We start from the raw sequence: 18,461 nt of genomic DNA, 5'->3' as shown, positions 1-18,461 counted from the left end.
GTATTTCCCGATGCGCGCTCTACTTGTGTTGTTAAGCCTGATGCTATCGATGTCGTTGTCGGCGGCGGAGAAACTGCCGGTGGTCACCAGTTTCAGCATCCTCGCCGACATGGTGCATCAGGTCGGCGGCGAGCATATCCAGATCACCAACATGGTCGGCCCGGACGCCGACGCCCACACCTACGAACCGACGCCGGACGATGCCAAGGCACTTCTGAAAGCAAAACTGATCGTGAAAAACGGGCTGGGTTTTGAACCCTGGCTGGACCGATTGGTGACCAGTACCGACACCAAGGCCACCGTCGTCAGTGCCAGCCATGGCGTGATCCCCCGCTCTCTGGATGAAGACGGAGAAACCGTTCCCGATCCTCATGCCTGGCACAACCTGGCCAACACCGAGCTGTATGTCGCCAACATCACCAAGGCACTGATCGCCGCCGACCCGGCGAACACAGCCGACTACGAACGTAACAGCAAGGCTTACCTGAAACAGATCTACGCCCTCCTCGCCGAAGCCAAGTCCAAGTTCGGTTCCCTGCCGCAGGGCAACCGCAAGATCGTCACCAGCCACGATGCCTTCGGTTATCTGGGACAAGCCTACGGGATCGACTTCATGGCACCGCAAGGTCTGTCCACCGAGCGCGAACCTTCCGCCGCCGAAGTCGCCGCGCTGATCACCCAGATTCGTCAGGCCAAGGTCAAAGCGGTGTTCATAGAAAACATCAAGGACGCACGCTTGCTCAAACAGATTGCCGACGAAAGCGGCGCGCACATCGGCGGCACGCTGTACTCCGACGCCCTCGCCGCTTCGGGTCCGGCCAGCACATTCGCCGGCTTGTTCGAATACAACCTCAACACTCTTTACGACGCCCTGAGCCAACCATGATCCGCAAAAATCCTTCCGGCGATCTGCCGCAAATTGCCGAGTCTGCCTACGTCGACAAAACTGCGATCATCTGCGGCAAAGTGGTGATCGGCGAAAATGTGTTCGTCGGCCCCTACGCAGTCATTCGCGCTGATGAAGTGGACGCCTCCGGCGAGATGGAGCCAATCACCATCGGCGCCAATTCGAACATCCAGGATGGCGTGGTGATCCACTCCAAGTCCGGCGCGGCGGTAACCATCGGCGAGTTCAGTTCCATCGCCCACCGCTCGATCGTGCATGGGCCATGCAAGGTCGGCGACCGGGTGTTCATCGGCTTCAACAGCGTGCTGTTCAACTGCGTGGTCGGCAACGGTTGCGTGGTGCGGCACAACTCGGTGGTCGATGGCCGGGATCTGCCGGATGCGTTCTACGTGCCCTCCACCACCCGCATCGGGCCGGGCACCGACCTCTCGCAATTCCCTCCGGTGAGTGTCAGCGCTTCGGAGTTTTCCGAAGACGTGGCGCGCACCAACGTTGATCTGGTGCGCGGCTACAAAGCCCTGCAGAACGAGTTCTGATCCCATGAACAGTGTGCTGATTCGCAATGCGCGCCTGGTTGATGACGGGCATGAGTTCTACGCCGATCTGCTGGTCAGTCACGGTCGCATCGTCAAGATCGGTCGTAGCATTGAAGGTGAAAACGCCACGCTGGAAATCGACGCCAACGGTCAATGGTTGCTGCCGGGGATGATCGACGATCAGGTGCATTTCCGTGAGCCGGGCTCGCCAGCCAAAGGCAGCATCTACACCGAATCCCGCGCAGCCGTGGCCGGTGGCATCACCAGTTTCATGGACATGCCCAACACTAATCCGGCTACCCTCACCCTCGAAGCGTTGGCCGACAAGAAGCGTCGGGCAGCGATCAACTCAGTGGCCAACTACGGCTTTCACTTCGGCGTCAGTCACGACAATCTGGACACCGTCGCGGCGCTCAATCCAAGTGAAGTGGCCGGGGTCAAAGTGTTCATGGGGGCATCGACCGGCAACATGCTGGTTGATGACTCCAAGACGCTGGAGCGTTTGTTCGCCGAGGTGCCGACGATCCTGCTGGCTCATTGCGAACACACACCAAGCATCGACGCCAACAGCGCAAAACTGCGTGAGCGCTTCGGCGAACATCTTCCACACGATGCTCATGCATTGATCCGCAATGCCGAGGCCTGTTATCGCTCCTCTTCGCTGGCAGTGGATCTCGCCAAACGCCATGGCACTCGCCTGCACGTGCTGCACTTGACCACGGCTCGAGAGCTGGAACTGTTCGAAGACAAACCACTGGCGCACAAACGCATCACGGCGGAAGTCTGCCTGCATCATCTGCTGTTCGATGACCGCGATTACCCGGACTTCGGCAACCAGATCAAATGCAACCCGGCGATCAAAAGCGAGGCTGATCGCGATGCCCTGCGTCGGGCCTTGTTGAGCAATCGACTGGATGTGATCGGCAGCGATCACGCTCCGCATACCTGGGCGGAGAAACAATTGTCGTACGCCCAGGCACCGTCCGGACTGCCGCTGGTACAACATGCGTTGCCGGCGTTGTTGGAACTGGTAGCGGATGGCGTGCTGCCGATCACCACGCTGGTGGCAAAGACCAGCCACCGGGTGGCGGATCTGTTTGCCATTCCGGATCGCGGTTATTTGAGGGAGGGTTATTGGGCCGATCTGGTGTTGATTCAGCCAGAGCCCGAGGGTGTCGCGGTATCACGACAACCGATCCTGTCGCAGTGCGGTTGGACGCCGTTTGCCCGTCACAACTTTCGCCATCGAGTGAGTACGACGCTGGTGTCGGGACAGGTTGCGTGGCACGACAATCGGCTGCATGACGGGTGTCAGGGATTGCCGTTGCGGTTCATGCGCTAGAAAAAACCGCCCCCACAACATTGTTGGGGCGGTTCGATTTTCAGGCTCTTGGTTTGACGGTGCCGCAGTCCTGGCCCAACCAGACGGCGCGGGTTTCCAGGCTGCCCTTCTGGTTGATGCCGATGGCATTGAACGTGCCGTTGGCGATGGTGGTGAACTCACGATCGCTGACGAACGTTGCAACACCGGTGCCCGAGGCTCGCGGGCAACTGAAACGGAATTTCCATTGGTTGCCGTTGCGCTCGGTGATCTGCTGTTTGCAGCCGGACTGCGGGTCGGCCAGCGGAATATCATTGGTCGCTACTTGTTGTGGCGTCAGGCAGGCACGAATGCCTTGGCCACCGATGTTGATCCCTTGCTTCTCCAGTGCCGCCCGCTGTTGCGGGGTGATCTGGCCTTGGATCTGGCCGAGGATCGATTGCACGTCCATGGCCTGATCATCGACCTTCACATTGCTCGATGTCATTTCCCACAACCCCGGCTGCAGCATTTGCGCCTGAGCCACCAACGGCAAGGCCAACCCCAGACCCAGTGCCAAACCCAGCAGACGAACGTTCATTGCAAAACTCCTGATCAGTAGTGGCCGTTAGACGTCGGCCGCTTGTTTCGGTTCATGGCCTGCTTTCATGGCTAAAAAGAAAATAGCGACAAGCGCAAAGGAACATGGTCTGTTAAGCATTGAATCTTCAGGAGCAAGGTTGCCCCATGGATTATTTTGGACCGCACATCTTCGGTTATCTGATCGCGCTGATACATAGCCTGGGCACAATTGCCGCCATCCATGCGGTGCTGACCGTCCGCACGGCGCAAGGCGCGATCGCCTGGGCGCTGTCGCTGATCTTCATTCCCTATCTCACCCTCATCCCCTACCTGGTGTTCGGTCGCAGCACCTTCGACGGTTATATCAAGGCCCGACGTCAGGCCAACGAACAGATGCGCCAGGCCGTTTCCGAACTGAACTGGCGGCCCTGGGTAGAAGAAGCCCTGACCGCTCGCGCCTCGAATGCCTACGACTCGTTGCGGGCGATGCCGAAATTGGGTCGCATGCCGTGCCTGGCCAACAATGAAGTGCAATTGCTGATCAACGGCGCCGCCACCTTCGAAGCGATTTTCCACGCAATCGAGCAGGCACGGGAAGCCGTGCTGATCCAGTTTTTCATCATTCACGACGATCGCCTCGGCCAGCGCCTGCGCCAACTGCTGCTGAAGAAAGCCGCCGAAGGTGTCGCGATTCATTTGCTGTACGACCGCATCGGCAGCCACGCCCTGCCCCACAGTTACGTACAGGCACTTCGCGATGGCGGGGTCGAGGTCAAGGCATTCGCCACCCGCAGCGGCTGGCTCAATCGCTTCCAGGTGAATTTCCGCAACCACCGCAAGATTGTGGTGGTCGACGGAATGATCGGTTTCGTCGGCGGACACAACGTCGGCGACGAATACATGGGCGAAAAACCACCCTTGGCGCCATGGCGCGACACCCACGTTCAGGTGCGCGGGCCGGTGGTTGCGTGCATGCAGGAGTCATTTGCCGAGGACTGGTTCTGGGCCGCACGCACGCTGCCGCCGCTGATCCTGCCAGACGTTTACCCGGACGACGGCGTGCTCTGCCAGTTGCTGGCCAGCGGCCCGGCGGATGCCTACGAGACCTGCTCGCTGTTCTTTGTCGAAGCCATCCATGCCGCCACCGAGCGCGTATGGATCACCAGCCCCTACTTCATTCCCGACGAGGCGGTGTTCGCCGCATTGCGTCTCGCGGTCCTGCGCGGTGTCGACGTGCGACTACTGCTGCCATCACGTCCCGATCACCGCATCGTTTACGCCGCATCGAGCCTTTACGCGTTCGAAGCGGTGCGCGCCGGGGTGCGGGTATTCCGCTATGAACCGGGTTTCCTGCATCAGAAAGTGGTGCTGGTCGACAGCGAAATCAGCGCCATCGGCAGCGCCAATCTGGACAACCGTTCGTTCCGGCTGAATTTCGAAGTGATGTTGCTGACGGTCGACAGTGAATTCGCCGGCCACGTGGAACAGATGCTCAACGAGGACTTTGCCCAGGCCTACGAAATCGCCAAGGAAGAAGGCCGGGAGATCCACCGCCTGCAACAACTCGGCATGCGGATCGCCCGGCTGATTTCACCGATTCTCTAGCTCAAGGGTTATAGATGTCATCACGGGTCCACGGTAGTTCATGGCTGCCATCGGGGTGGGCCTTTACTGCGAGAATCTGGTGCAGATTAATCCAGCCCCGGGCAAACGCGTAGGCGCAACCGGCAAGGTACAGTCGCCAGATACGCAGGGCCTGATCCGGCACCAGTTTGCCGGCCGCTTCGAGGTTGTCCTCCAGCCGTTCGCTCCAGTGGTCCAGCGTGCGCGCGTAATGCAGACGCAGGCTTTCGACATCGACGATCTCCAGACCGGCCTCGCTGATCTCGGCCGAGATCATTGCCAGGTGCGGCAGTTCGCCGTTGGGGAACACGTATTTTTCGATGAAGTCGCCGGCACCGCGTCCCACCGGACGGCCATCGGTGTGCTTGGCGGTGATGCCGTGGTTCATCACCAGACCGCCCTCTTTCACCGCGCCGAACAAGGTCTTGCAGTATTCGGCCAGATTGGCGTGGCCGACGTGCTCGAACATCCCGACACTCACCACTTTGTCGAAACGCCCATCCTGCGGCAGATCACGATAATCGAGCAGCTGCAGTTCGACCTGGTCTTCCAGGCCCTCGGCTTTAACCCGCTCCCGAGCCAGCGCCAGTTGTTCCTTGCTCAGAGTGATACCGAACACCTTGGCACCGAACTCACGGGCAGCGTAACGCGCCAGACCGCCCCAGCCGCAGCCGACGTCCAGCAGGTAGTCGCCCGGCTGCAGACGCAGCTTGCGACACAGGTGCCGGAACTTGGCCTGTTGCGCCTGCTCCAGGGTTTCGCTGCCGGTTTCGAAATAGGCGCAGGAATACGCCATGTCACTGTCCAGCCAGAGCTGGTAGAACGCGTTGGACAGGTCGTAGTGATAGGAAATGGCTTTGGCGTCGGTTTCCTTGTCGTGCACGGTTCGCACCGGCTGACTGTCTTCGTCTTCATCGAGCAGCGCCGTGCTCAATTCGTCGCAAACCCGGATGACCTCGCTGATCGAGCCCTCGAGTTCCAGTTTGCCCTCGACGAACGCCGCCCCCAGCGCGTCGAGACTTGGATGGGTCAATTGGGACACCATCAACGGGTCCTTGACCACGATGGTGACGCTGGGCGTCGGGCCCAGATTGAATTCATGGCCGTCCCAGAGTCGCAGGCGAAGCGGAAGCTGCAGATTCTGTAAGGCCGGTGGAAGTTGCGCGAGCATGGAATATCCCCCTGGTTTCAGACGTCTGATCTGAGGGTAGACCATCCTTGAAAATTAGCAGGCTATCGATTCGATAGTTGCCACCTATCAGCCAACTTGGCTGCAACGGCACCGATCTCCGTGCTTCAGTGCGCCTTATCTGGAGACTTCAAGACCGGCGCACAGTTCGAAAAATGATCAGTTCTGCTCTTCAAGCTTCAGCAGCGGTTCCTGAAAGCGCAACAACCGACCGGCATTCCCCAACACCAGCAATGTGCTGAGATTGTGCAGCAATGCAGCGATCATCGCCCCGGCCGCGCCCAACCAGCCGAATGCGGCGAATACCACGATGGCCAGCGTCCAGCCCAGACCGATGATCACGTTCACTTGCAGCGTGCGCCGACATTGGCGACTCAGGCGCACACAGGTGCCGAGCCGGCGCAGGTCGCTGCCGATCAGCACAATGTCGGCGGACGCAAGCGCAATGTCAGCACCGCCCGCCCCCATCGCAACACCCACCACACCAGCCTTGAGTGCCAGCGAATCGTTGATGCCGTCGCCGACCACCATCGGCCGGAAACCGTTGTCGATTTCCTTCAATACGCGATTGAGTTTGTCTTCGGGCAACGCCTGGGCTTCGACTTCATGCAGGCCGACATCCCGCGCCAGAGTTTGCGCCACGCTCTGACGGTCGCCGGTCAGCAACAGTTGCCGACCGAGGCCCAACTCGCGCAGTTCGCTCAAGGCGAATTTCGCTTCAGGTTTGACGCTGTCGGCCAGCAACAGCCAGGCGAGGAATTCACCGTTCAACGCCAGGCCGGCAATCGGGCCGTCGTGCGCGGGAATCGAAGTTGTCGGGATGCCCAGTTGCGCAAACAGCTCCGGACGACCGAGTGCCGCTTCACCCTGTTCCGTCCTGGCGACCACACCCAAACCTTGCCGTTCGTGAATATCGGTCAGCACCAGCACGTTGTCCGCGTGTACCAGTCCGGCCAGTGCACGACTGACCGGGTGACTGCTGGCAGCACCGAGACTGGCAGCCAGCGCCATCACCGATTCGTGATCCTCCTGCGCGCTGTTGATCGACTGCAGACGCAACGTGCCGTAAGTCAGTGTGCCGGTCTTGTCGACCACCAGGGACGTGAGGTCAGCCAACTCTTCAAGGAAGGCCGAACTGCGGATCAGAATCCCGTGCCGCGCCGCGACCGCCACACCGGCAATCGCTGTCGCAGGCGCCGACAACACCAATGCACAAGGACAGGCTGCAACCAGCACCGCCAACATTGCCTGCGCATCATTGGTGACAAACCAGGTCACCGCCGCCAGCAGCAACACCAGCACCATGTAGCTGCCGGCGTAGCGTTCAAGCAGACGGGTGATCGGTGGCTTGGAGCGCTCGGCGTTCTGCATCAGGGCGATGACCTTGCCCAGGGTCGATTCATCGCCGGTACGGGTCACCTCGATACGCAGCAACCCATCGAGGTTGATCGCACCGCCGAACACGGTCATTCCGACGCCCGCCTCCACCGGCACCGACTCACCGGTGATTGACGCCGTATCGAGGCTGGCCTGGCCTGACAACACTCGACCGTCCGCCGGCACCCGATCACCGGCGCGGACTTCAACGGTGTCGCCGGCCTTGAGCGTGCCGTTATCGACTTCGATGACCGTGCCATCCGCCTGGACTTTTCGTGCATGACTGCGGGTGAGCTGACCCAACGCATGAATCGCCTCTTGCGAGCCGATCACGCTGCGCTCCTCCAGCACATGGCCGAAGATCATAATGATCGGTAGAAGCGCAGCGGTGAGCAAGTCGCCGGTAGCCCAGGCACCAAGCATCGCCAATGCGATCAATTGATCGGTGATGCCATGCAGACTCGGGTAACGCAAGCTGAACCACGCCGAGCGCATCACCGGCACCGCGACCAACAAAGAAGCAACACCGAGCAGCAACTGACTGACACCGGTTTGCTCCGGCATCAACCAGCGCCAGATCAAACCAAGCCCGAGCAGGCCGAGGGCGAGCATCGCCAGGGTCAGTTGGCGCGCAGCGCGACGTTGCTCGGCCGAGGACAACAGACTCGGTGCGGCGGTAGTGGCGGTCATTTACTGGCTCCCTGAATGATCAGGCGGGAATCGTCTTTCGGATCGACTGTGGTGACCGAACCGGCCTGGCCGAGAATCTTCGGTATCCGCTCGCGGTACAGGCGCAGCAGCATTTGCGGGTCAGTGCCCTGCTGTCGGGCCTGGGCCAGACTCATGACAGTCGCGGTATCGGCGGAGGCCTTTGCCAGGCGCTCACCGGCCTGGGCGTGGGCGACCTGCAATGTGCGGTCGGCCAGTTCGTTGGCGGTCTGGGTGATTTTTTCAGCGTCGGTGCGGGCATTGGCCACCGCTTTGTCAGCCTGTTGACTGGCGGTAAGCACAGCGTTGAAAGCACCGACGGCCGGCTCGGGCAGACTCGATTGCACATCGACCCGCGCCACTTCGATACCGATGCCCTGCCCGCTCGCCTTCAACTCGGCCAGGCGTCGGTTGATTCCTTGCACCAGATCGCCACGCAGTCGTTCGCGTCGTTCGGCGGCTTGATTGTCGGCGCCGATCAGTTCCGGTCGCGCCACCAGAATGGTGTCCAGATCCCGCGCTGCTGTCAGGGCCACCGCGCTGCGGGTCACCAGTCGATCCAGTGCCGGCAGCACGTGATCGCCTTGCAGCACGAAGTCATATGGATCGGTGACCTTGTAGAACACCCGCACATCCAGCTGCACCACCCCGGCATCACCGGTAAGCAAATAGCCGGAACCGGCCAGAGCATCGCTCAGCGGTGTAGCGAATGTCGCGACGCGATCCGCCTGTATTGCAGCAGAACTGCGCAGCAGGTTTTCCACTCGACGCTCGATGACCCGGTCTGCCGCCGGCAGCAGAACGACCTGTTCGAACGGCTGCGGCCAAGCCAACAACAGCCCGGCATTCTGGATGCGATCCAGCGCACCGAAATGCATGACCACCGCGCGATTCTGCGGGTCGATCTGCCGAACATTGGAAAATGCCCAAGCCAAGGCTGCCAGCACTGTCACCGCGTACAGGGCAAAAAACGCCAGGCGTCCCGCCTGAATCCACGGACTGTTCATCGAATTTGTTCCACGTGGAACTTCACTCATGGCTGCGTTCCGGTCTTGCTATCCATATTCGGTGGGCCATCCACCAGTACACGGAACGGCGCGGCGTCGGTGCGCAGGATCAGCTTGGTGTCCGGCGTAACGATGGTGCCAAGGGTGTCCAGCGAGCGCAGCAAGTTGTATAGCTGCGGTGATCCGGCGTAAGCACGGCCATAAATCTGCGCCGCTTCGACCCGTGATTGCGCTTCGATTTCGGCCGCTTTCACCGTGGCGTCAGCCTGCACAATTCGCGCATCACGCTCGGCACCAGAACGAATTTGCGCTGCTTCACGCTTGCCAATGGCCGTGCGTTCGGTAGCAATGGTTTCACGCTCGGCGCGCATCCGGTCGACCGTCGCGGTAAGTGTCACCGACGGCAGAGTCAGTCGCTCGATACCTACTTGCACCACGCGCACGCCGTAAGTGGCGAGCAACTGCTGATCGATCTGCTGACGCAACTGCGCTTCGAAATCAGCGATGTGCACCTGACTGGCATCGGTATTGACCAGATTGGCCAGGTCGAAACTGCTGGCAGTAGTCTCCAGTGCCGAGCCGACAAAGGTTCGAATCTGCCGCGCCGCTTCGTCCGGCTGATTCTGCACTGCACGCATGAAGCGTTGGACGTTGTCCGCATCGCCCTGCACCTGCCACGCGACATACGCCTGCACGATAATGCGCAAGCCGTCGCGGGTGCCGACGTCCTGCAAACCGCTCGAGGTGGTGCGCAGGCGCAGATCCACCGGGATCGCCGCTTCGAACGGCGCCGGCCAGCGCCAGCTCAAACCGGGCTCCAGCAACACTCGGGACGGGTTGCCGAAGCGGGTGATGACCGTGGCTTCACCGGAGCGCACCTGCACCAGACTTGCCGCTGCGATGGCAAACGCCACCAGCAACACGGCCCAGCCCATGCGTCGCCACGGAAAAGGCCCCGCCTCTTCCGGCGCGCCATGATGATGGTGGTGATGCCCGTGGTGGTGGCCGCCATGAGCATGGTCGTGACCGCTATGGTCATGGTGATCGTGAGTATGCGACTGGCTCAATGGGTGGCTCCTGGTTGAGCGGTGGTGCGCGCCGGCGTCGGGTCAGCCGGCAGCGTGAACGTACGCAGGTCGATGGTCGGCGCGTTGCTGCTGCCGCCCAGACGATGGTCGAGCACCAACAGTTTGGCTTTGCCCAGTCCCTGACTGAGCTGGCTGAGGTATTGCTCCAGCACGAAGGCCTGACCGGCGCTGGCGTAGGCTTTTTGTTCGGCGCTGAATTTCAGGCCCGCCGCGCGGGCAGTCGAGCTGGTTTCGTGGGCATTGGCGGTGGCTTGGTCGCGAGCGAGGCTGGCCTGCAACTGCGCCTGATTGCTCGCTTCGGCCGCCGCACCGCGTTCGCGAGAGATCAACGCCTGAGCACCGATCTGCGCCGCTTGCACGCTGTGATAAGCGTTGGCCGCACCGGCGGGTGGATGAATCGCTTCAACCACAGTGGCGAGAATCTCTACACCGCTATCGAGTTTCTGCAGATCGTTTTGCACCGCGCGGCCGATCTCGTCAGCCAGCCCTACCCTGTCCTGCCCCAGCAAACCGTCGAGGGTGCGCGATGCAAAATCGTGGACCAGAATCCGGCTCGCGGTACTGCGGATCAACGTCGGCACATCCGCGCTGTTGTAGGTCGCGGCCAATGCCGCCTGATCGCTGAGGCCGATGCGATAGACGAAACGCACGTCCATGTTGACGATCTGGAAACTCTGTTGCTCGCCACGGCTGCTGGCGATGACCTGGGATTTGTCGTTGACGTGGCTGGCATCCCACAAGCGGTTGGCGGTAATCGGGGCCGGACCTTCCGCCGGATCCGGCTGAACCGGCGCCGGGTTCTCGCCGACACTGGTCGCCAGTTCGTGCACCACGCCGTTCTCCACACTCAACACCCGGCCCAGCGGCCACGGCAGGCCGGCATGCAAACCGGGGCCGAACACCTGCACCGGTTTGCCGAAGCGCTCGTAGATACCACGGCTTTGCAGTGGAATTTCATGAATGCCGGTAAGCAACCAGCCCACCGCCGCCACCAGCACCAAGACCGGCAGGAATGCGCGGCGCATGTAACTGAAGGCCCAGATCTGCCGCAGATCAATACCGAAACGGTTGTGCAATTCGTGTTGCAAGGCGAGCAACGGTTGCGGCGGCCAACGTAGCAGATCGGCGACGAAACTGCGGGCCAGCAGCACCGGTTCAAGTTGTTCGCGACGCGGACTGAACAGCGACAACACGGCACGCAGCAACAACTCCAACGCGACCAGTCCCGGCAGGATGCCGATCAACACAGCCAAACGCACGGGCCAGACGGAATTCTCGCTGGCAAACAGCAAGCACAGCGCACCCAATACCAGACTGATGATGACGACTCGAACCAACTGCGCCAGTGCTCCCGCCTCGGGCCATTGCGCCGGGTTTTCCTGAGCCAGTTGCCGCTCCAGCACCAGCAGACCGAACGCCAGCAGCAGCGAGATCGCCGCGCTGACAGACGCGGACAAACCCACTGCAGTCGGTTGCAGCGTGAGATTCCACACCTGCTCGATGCCGAGCAACGCCAACAGCGCCAGACCGCCGAGCCATAATGTCGCCGCGCCAATCTGCCCCAGCACATGCAGGCTGCGTCGGCTAAGCCGATCCAGCAGTCGCTCGTACCAGCCATCCGACGCGGGCGTCTCGTCAACAACAGTCACCGGTACCACCGGATTGATCACCCGCGCTCGCCAATCAGCCACCCACCACGACGATTGCAGCCCGGCGACCAGCACCAGCAACGCCGCGCTCTGATTGACCAACAGCGCCGGCCAAAGCGATTGAGAGGCGAACAGACCAACAAAAAACGCCAGCACCACCCCGGCCACGGCCAACCCACCGAGACCGATGGCCAACCGGCGCAGTCGGCGACCCTGGGTCGCCGCCTGCTGAAAGCGCGGCAGACCGGTCACTTGCGTGCCATCAACGTCCAGATCGACTTGCATATCCCCCCAAAACCCTTGGCTCACTGCTTAACTCGTTACGATATAACGAAAGTAGTGAAATATTTGTACTCATTTGCACCATTCAAAGTCGCTGAACCTGTCGCGTTCCTGAAGCCTTGACCGAAATGTCCGGAAACGCACATATTACGTACGTAATTTTTAGCGATCCGCATTCTTCAGCCAGGAGTAAGCGCATGAGCAACTATGACGTAGTGATTCTGGGCGGCGGGCCCGGCGGTTATAACGCAGCGATCCGCGCCGGCCAGTTGGGTCTCAAGGCCGCTTGCGTGGAGGGCCGCGCCACACTGGGCGGCACCTGCCTTAACGTCGGTTGCATGCCGTCCAAGGCGTTGTTGCACGCGTCCGAACTGTACGATGCGGCAATGGGCGCGGAATTCGCCAACCTCGGCATCGAGGTCAAACCGACGCTCAACCTCGCGCAAATGATGAAGCAGAAGGACGAAAGCGTCGCCGGCCTGACCAAAGGCATCGAATTTCTGTTCCGCAAGAACAAGGTCGACTGGATCAAGGGCTGGGGCCATATCGATGGCCCCGGAAAAGTCAGCGTAACCGGCGATCAGGGCAACCGGATCGAACTGACCGCCACCGATATCGTCATCGCCACCGGTTCCGAGCCCACTCCCCTGCCCGGCGTGGCGATCGACAACCAGCGCATTCTAGATTCCACCGGCGCGTTGTCCTTGAGCGAAGTGCCCAAGCGTCTGGTGGTGATCGGTGCCGGCGTGATTGGCCTCGAACTCGGCTCGGTCTGGCGGCGACTCGGCGCGCAAGTGACCGTGGTGGAATACCTCGACCGCATCTGCCCCGGCGTGGACGGCGAAGCCGGCAAGACCCTGCAACGCTCGCTGAGCAAACAGGGCATCAGCTTCAAACTGAGTTCGAAAGTCACCAGCGCCACAACCTCGACCAGCGGCGTGCAACTGAGCATCGAACCGGCAGCCGGCGGCACCGCCGAGCTGCTGGAAGCCGATTACGTGCTGGTCGCCATCGGTCGCCGCCCTTACACCCAGGGGCTGGGGCTGGAGAACGTCGGCCTGAGCACCGACAAACGCGGCATGCTTGCCAACAAACACCATCGCACCGAAGCACCCGGCGTCTGGGTGATCGGTGATGTCACGTCCGGGCCGATGCTTGCCCACAAGGCCGAAGACGAAGCCATGGCCTGCATTGAGCAGATCGCCGGCAAGGCGGGCGAGGTCAACTACGACCTGATTCCCAACGTGATCTACACCCGACCGGAGCTGGCCAGTGTCGGCAAGACCGAGGAGCAGCTCAAGGCTGAAGGCCGGGCCTACAAGGTCGGCAAATTCCCGTTCACTGCCAACAGCCGGGCGAAGATCAATCACGAGACCGAGGGCTTTGCCAAAGTCCTCGCCGACGCGCACACCGACGAAGTCCTCGGCGTGCACTTGGTCGGCCCGAGCGTCAGTGAAATGATCGGCGAGTATTGCGTGGCCATGGAATTCAGCGCGTCGGCCGAAGACATCGCCCTGACCTGTCACCCTCACCCGACCCGTTCCGAGGCGCTGCGTCAGGCAGCGATGAATGTCGAGGGCATGGCGACGCAGATGTAAGCACTGTGCGAATACTTCCCGCGCAATGCGGGAAGTATCAGGATGGCAGATGTCCCAGCGGCAACGCTCCCGGGGTCTTCACCGTGTGAATCGCGAAATTGCTGCGAATGTCGCTCACCCCCGGCAGTTTCAGCAGACAACCGGTTAAAAAACGGTCGTAGGCGCGCAGATCCGGCACCACCACTTGCAGCAGAAAGTCCGATTCCCCGGACACAAGAAACGCTGAAATAACCTCCGGCAACGCCGTCACCGCTCGGTGAAACGCCTCGGCCTGTTCATCGTTGTGCCGTTCCACCTTGACCCCGACGAACACCGTCAGGCCCAGCCCCACCTCGTCACGGTCCAGGTTCGCCTGATAGCCGCGAATCACCCCCGCCTCCTCTAGCATCCGCACCCGACGCAGGCAGGGCGACGCAGACAAACCGATTTCGTCCGCCAGTTGCACATTGCTCAGGCGCCCGTCCCGTTGCAGCGCGGCGAGAATCTTGCGATCGAAGGCGTCGAGTTTCATGGTTGGCAGATCCTGATGGTGTAAGCGCGAAAAGAAAGCAGGTTATGCCAATCCACGTGGTTATAGAAGCGAACTACGCAAGCACCTGCCCTGCCCCTCGGTCATAGACTGATTGCACCGAATCGACAACGAAAGGGGTGCGACATGGCAAGTCTCTGGCTGTTTTTCCTGGCTTTGGCGGTGGTCTATCTGCTGCCCGGCCCGGACATGATCCTGCTATTGCAGACCGGTGCCCGCCAGGGTCGCGGTGCAGCGCTGGCCACGGCAGTGGGGTTGGCGGTTGCCCGAGGTTGTCATGTCGCGCTCGCAGCGTTGGGGCTGGCGGCGCTGTTCAAGGCTGCACCGTGGACGTTCGATGCGGTGCGGATGGCCGGGGCCGCGTACTTGCTGTGGATCGGCATTCAATGCCTGCGCACCACGCTGCTGCCGGATCTGAACGCTGGCACCGTATCGGACGGCCATGGGCAGTGGCGCGCAGCGATCCGTCGTGGCCTGCTGACCAATCTGCTCAACCCGAAAGCCTTGCTGTTCTGCTCGGTGCTGCTGCCGCAGTTCATCGTGGCAGATGGCGCACCGGTGCTGACACAGTTTGCGGCGCTCGGCGCGATGCTGGTGGCCGCAGGATTGCTGTTCGACAGCGCCTATGCCTTGCTCGGCACGGCGCTGGGCCGCTGGCTGAAACACAGCCCGACGGCCCAACGGGTGCAGCAGTGGTTATTCGGCAGCCTGTTGATCGGCTTTGCCGTGCGCCTGACCTTCGTGCAGCAGGCTTAGGTTTTACGGGCCTTGCGCTGACGGCGGGTAACCAGCAACAACGCAGCGGCCGTGAACGCGACAATCGCACCGATCACCGGCCACTTGTAAGGACGCAGTGTCGAGCGCACCGAATCGGTCACTTGGGTGACATAGCGCTTGTCGGCGTTTTCGAAGTCCGGATACGGGCACTGATGACCGAAATCCACGGCCCATGGAACGTAAGGCCCTTCATCGACATAGCGCTTGTACAACGCACTTTGCTCTTCCAGGCTGCTGTTCCAGCCGGCGGCCGAACACAGCACGGCGGCGAATGCCTGGCTGGTGTGCGGCAGGTTGTCTGCCGCACGACTGGCCAGCGCCGTGGCAACGAACCGGTAGTGATAGCGCTCATCCGGCTGTGCTTCGCTGGCCTTCTGCCGTTGCACCTCGGCTTCGCTTACCAGCGGCCCGACCTTCAGCGCGGTGGTTTCCAGGCTGTAGTTGCCGCCGAAGGTCGCGTAATCCGGGGCCATTTCGTAGCCCAGGATATCCATGCCCCACTCGCGGGCCGTCCACGCGGCATTGAACAGCGCACTGGCACGCTTGGTCGGCCACCACGCCGAATCGGCTTTCATCCGTTGCTGGCCGTAGAGCCGGGCCTTGTGCTGCAGATCGGGATTGTCGAAATAGCCGACCGCTTCTTCGTAGTGACCCTCACGCAACAAGCGTCGCCCCAGCAGATTGCGCAGGCTGGCGGCCACCGGCAGCGGCACGTAATTGTCTCGATCCTGCTGGCTCAGCGCGGGCGGCGCCGGAACCTTGGCATCGACATACTGCTTGAGCTCATCAAGCGTCAGCACCCGCTCGGCCACGGTCGCAGCGTCGAACCAGTAAATGCTCTGGCTGCGATACAACTGATCGAACGCCTGCAGATACTCGCCACGTTGCAGCGCCAGAATCGCGCTTTCACCTTCGACCCGGCATTTAGGCTGAAGGGATTCCAGATTCCAGTCGGCGGTACGCCGTTCACCCCAGGACTCGTCCTGCGGGAAGGCTTGCGCGGCTTTGGCATAAGCCGCTGCAGCGGCGTTTTTATCACCGTCGCGCACCGCCAGTTTCGCCCGCAGCCACCACGCCAGGCCGCTGTCGCCGGCGTGTTCGAGGAACGCCTTGGCGCTGGCGTAATCGCCCTGTTGATAATTCATGGCCGCCAGGCGATCCGCGTTATCGAGGCTGCCACGGGTACTTTCCTGCAAGGCCTTGATCAGTTTTTTCTCGTTCGGCGGCTCATCGCCGAACGACCAGCCGATCCGGCTGATCAGCGAGGCGGTGACCAATTGCTGCACCGCTTTGCCACGCAGCAACTTTGCCAGCCGATCTTCCGGCTCTTCGGCCAGATCGTTCATCAACAGCTTCAACGAGGTGTAGCCGACGTTCGAACCGTGCAGGTTTTGCGTGGCGTAGAGCTCGATGGCTTTGTCCCAACTGCCCGCCATGCGCAGCGCTCGTGCTTCTTCGCCGAGGCTGGCCACGCCCAGCTCCAGCGGATCGCTGAAACCGTCGATGCTCAGTTGCCGCGTCTGGCGGAAGGCTTCGATGGCGTTTTCCAACGCCTCAAGCGCATCACCCGCTTCGCTGCTCATGGCGAAGAACGCCCGGCCCAGCGAGTAAGCGGCCCAGGTGCTGCGCAGCGCGCGTTGATCGGCCGGCAGCGCCAGCAACTGGCGGAAATACTCGACGGCCAGTTGATGATCGCCAGCGCCGAATGCCACGGCGCCCGCCACATACAGACGCAGTTCCGCCGGCAGGCTTGCACCCTGCACTTCGACCTGACGCGCATCGGTGAGGCTGCGCAGTTGTTTGACCAGCGCCTGCTGCTCCGCGCTCAGGCCCTGCTGCTCGGCCTTCTCGCGCAGTTCAGCGGGCTCATTCGGTTCGCCATAGGTGTCGTCCGGGTTGTAGGTGACCGCCGTGACGTTCTTCAGCCCGGGAATGGCTTTGCCGAGGCGACTGATCTCGAACCTGAAGTTGCCCTCCGGCAGTTCCGCCAGCGATTGCCCGCGATCGTCGAGCAGACGCATCGGGAAATCCGGGCCGCAGGCCAGCGCCGATCCCAGCGGCAGGCTGAGGCTCAGGCAAAGCAGATGGCGGGGCCAGTTACGGGTCAACATGCGAACCTCCTTGATCAATATTTGCGCAACGTGCCCAACCGATCGCACGCTGCCCGCCCGCCGGCAATCGGCCGTCGCGCAGGCGGGTGAAGGTAAGCAGATCCGCAGTCTGTTGCAATGCATAACCGGCGAGTGCGTCAGCGCCTTCGCAACCCCGGCCGTTGACGGTGATGCGGGCGGGCCAGGCGCTGTCGAGGTTACCGACGTTACGCAGGGCGATGTCTTGCAGGCCGTTGTGTTCGGTGAACGTCAGGCCGAGCCGGCTGCTCAACGCATCACCTCGGGCGACCGCCCGCAGCGTACTCAGACTCCAGGCCCTGCGGTCGTTGGCCAGCGGCAAGCGAAACCAGATCAGACCGGCCAGATGTGCCGGGCGATCCTCGCGTAATTCACTGGCCAGCCGGCTCAGTTGCTGTGGATCGGCGAGCAACTCGCGTCGCTCGCCGCTGCGTTCCAGCGTGACTTCACTCTCCACCACCGGGGCGCCACCGGCGTCCGGCAACAGCGCCACACCGTAGGCGGGCAGCGCCAGGTAGAACGGTCTGTCGGTCACCCTCCCCCAGGCGTTGGCCCAGCGCCGGGCCTGCTCGGGGTCGAACAGACCACGACGCGGATCGCTGACGGCGTGCACCTGCAACACACTGCTGTCGACGGTCGCCAGCAGCGTCGGTAATTGCGGGCTGTCGAGCCAGGCGGGCAACGCGGTGATGCTCAAGGGCAGGTTGGCCGGCAATGCGCCGCGCAAATGAACGAGGAACCTGGTGTAGTCCGGCAATCGGGCATTGCCGGCGTCATGGTCGATCTCGACGCCGCTCGGGGTCAGCCCCCGCCCTTGCCAGTCGGCGAGCACCTGGAGGATCTGCGCCGTGACGGCTTGCTGGTCGAGCGCCTTGAGCTGGCCGTCGAGGCGAATCACCGCAATCAGCGGTCGGGCATCCTGCTTCAGCAGCGCGAAATCGACTCGCGCCCGACTCCATCCGGCATTCGGGAAGGCTTGCAGCGCCAACACCCGAAGCGTCGAGAAGTCGCCATGACTGTCCTTCAGGGCAAGTTCATGGGTCGGCGTCCATTGCCGTTGCCAGACGTAGAGTTGCTGGTCGAGCGGCGCGGCGTCCTGGCGTTCACAGGCACTCAGCAGCAACATGGCCATCACGGCTGACCACCCAATAAAAAAGCGCATACCTTGCAGATCCCTGAA

Annotated in this window: 15 protein-coding genes; 6 read left to right on the top strand and 9 right to left on the bottom strand. The window is 61.8% G+C overall.

The features are described 5' to 3' along the window. The first annotated feature begins 10 nt into the window (after positions 1-10). From CAF87_RS10040 to CAF87_RS10030, 3 genes are read left to right on the top strand one after another with little or no spacing between them, the layout of a single operon-like run. Positions 11-886, top strand: a complete 876-nt coding sequence (locus CAF87_RS10040; RefSeq protein WP_085731300.1) for a metal ABC transporter substrate-binding protein — start codon at positions 11-13, stop codon at positions 884-886. Further along, complete coding sequence (locus tag CAF87_RS10035) at positions 883-1,443, top strand: carbonate dehydratase (RefSeq protein ID WP_085731299.1); 561 nt, start codon at positions 883-885, stop codon at positions 1,441-1,443. The genes CAF87_RS10040 and CAF87_RS10035 overlap by 4 nt, the downstream gene beginning before the upstream one ends. 4 nt (positions 1,444-1,447) lie before the next feature. Then, on the top strand, positions 1,448-2,785 hold the full coding sequence (locus CAF87_RS10030; protein WP_085731298.1) for a dihydroorotase: 1,338 nt from the start codon (positions 1,448-1,450) through the stop codon (positions 2,783-2,785). A gap of 40 nt (positions 2,786-2,825) precedes the next feature. On the opposite strand, the gene CAF87_RS10025 is transcribed toward CAF87_RS10030, so the two are convergent. Then, positions 2,826-3,344, bottom strand: a complete 519-nt coding sequence (locus tag CAF87_RS10025; protein ID WP_085731297.1) for a DUF3617 domain-containing protein — start codon at positions 3,342-3,344, stop codon at positions 2,826-2,828. Between the two features lie 146 nt (positions 3,345-3,490). Here CAF87_RS10025 and cls point away from each other — a divergent pair, with 146 nt between their 5' ends. Beyond that, positions 3,491-4,930, top strand: coding sequence for a cardiolipin synthase (cls, locus tag CAF87_RS10020; protein ID WP_085731296.1), 1,440 nt, complete (start codon positions 3,491-3,493; stop codon positions 4,928-4,930). Position 4,931: 1 nt separating this feature from the next. On the opposite strand, the gene cfaB is transcribed toward cls, so the two are convergent. The 5 genes from cfaB to hflK (CAF87_RS09995) all read right to left on the bottom strand — a co-directional run bounded on the left by cfaB (position 4,932) and on the right by hflK (CAF87_RS09995) (position 12,251). Continuing rightward, entirely contained in the window at positions 4,932-6,119 is a 1,188-nt protein-coding gene (gene cfaB, locus CAF87_RS10015; protein ID WP_085731295.1) for a C17 cyclopropane fatty acid synthase CfaB, read from the bottom strand. 177 nt (positions 6,120-6,296) lie between these two features. After that, complete coding sequence (locus CAF87_RS10010; RefSeq protein WP_085731294.1) at positions 6,297-8,204, bottom strand: heavy metal translocating P-type ATPase; 1,908 nt, start codon at positions 8,202-8,204, stop codon at positions 6,297-6,299. Continuing rightward, positions 8,201-9,259: a protease modulator HflK gene (hflK, locus tag CAF87_RS10005; RefSeq protein ID WP_085731293.1), complete on the bottom strand. Its 1,059-nt coding sequence runs from the start codon at positions 9,257-9,259 to the stop codon at positions 8,201-8,203. Before hflK (CAF87_RS10005) ends, CAF87_RS10010 begins: the two co-directional genes overlap by 4 nt. Further along, complete coding sequence (hflC, locus tag CAF87_RS10000) at positions 9,256-10,296, bottom strand: protease modulator HflC (RefSeq protein WP_085731292.1); 1,041 nt, start codon at positions 10,294-10,296, stop codon at positions 9,256-9,258. The genes hflK (CAF87_RS10005) and hflC overlap by 4 nt, the downstream gene beginning before the upstream one ends. Next, positions 10,293-12,251, bottom strand: a complete 1,959-nt coding sequence (gene hflK / locus CAF87_RS09995) for a protease modulator HflK (protein ID WP_085731291.1) — start codon at positions 12,249-12,251, stop codon at positions 10,293-10,295. Before hflK (CAF87_RS09995) ends, hflC begins: the two co-directional genes overlap by 4 nt. A 194-nt stretch (positions 12,252-12,445) precedes the next feature. On the opposite strand from hflK (CAF87_RS09995), the gene lpdA reads away from it, so the two are divergent. Continuing rightward, positions 12,446-13,846, top strand: a complete 1,401-nt coding sequence (lpdA, locus tag CAF87_RS09990; RefSeq protein WP_085731290.1) for a dihydrolipoyl dehydrogenase — start codon at positions 12,446-12,448, stop codon at positions 13,844-13,846. 37 nt (positions 13,847-13,883) lie between these two features. On the opposite strand, the gene CAF87_RS09985 is transcribed toward lpdA, so the two are convergent. Next, positions 13,884-14,357, bottom strand: a complete 474-nt coding sequence (locus tag CAF87_RS09985) for an Lrp/AsnC family transcriptional regulator (protein ID WP_007954205.1) — start codon at positions 14,355-14,357, stop codon at positions 13,884-13,886. Positions 14,358-14,501: 144 nt separating this feature from the next. Between CAF87_RS09985 and CAF87_RS09980 the strand changes: the two genes are divergently transcribed. Then, entirely contained in the window at positions 14,502-15,131 is a 630-nt protein-coding gene (locus CAF87_RS09980) for a LysE family translocator (protein WP_085731289.1), read from the top strand. Here CAF87_RS09980 and CAF87_RS09975 read toward each other — a convergent pair. Next, a complete protein-coding gene (locus tag CAF87_RS09975) occupies positions 15,128-17,263 on the bottom strand; it encodes a hypothetical protein (protein WP_085731288.1) in 2,136 nt (711 codons plus the stop codon). The two genes, CAF87_RS09980 and CAF87_RS09975, sit on opposite strands and share 4 nt — an antisense overlap. After that, positions 17,250-18,443 (bottom strand): DUF3142 domain-containing protein, encoded by a 1,194-nt coding sequence (locus CAF87_RS09970; protein ID WP_085731287.1) that lies wholly within the window; start codon positions 18,441-18,443, stop codon positions 17,250-17,252. Before CAF87_RS09970 ends, CAF87_RS09975 begins: the two co-directional genes overlap by 14 nt. Positions 18,444-18,461 lie beyond the last annotated feature (18 nt).

Origin of the sequence: Pseudomonas sp. R38(2017), from assembly GCF_002112395.1 — a bacterium.
Classification (GTDB): Bacteria; Pseudomonadota; Gammaproteobacteria; order Pseudomonadales; family Pseudomonadaceae; genus Aquipseudomonas.
Note: the sequence above shows the minus strand (reverse complement) of the source record. Positions and strands in the feature narration are given on the sequence as shown.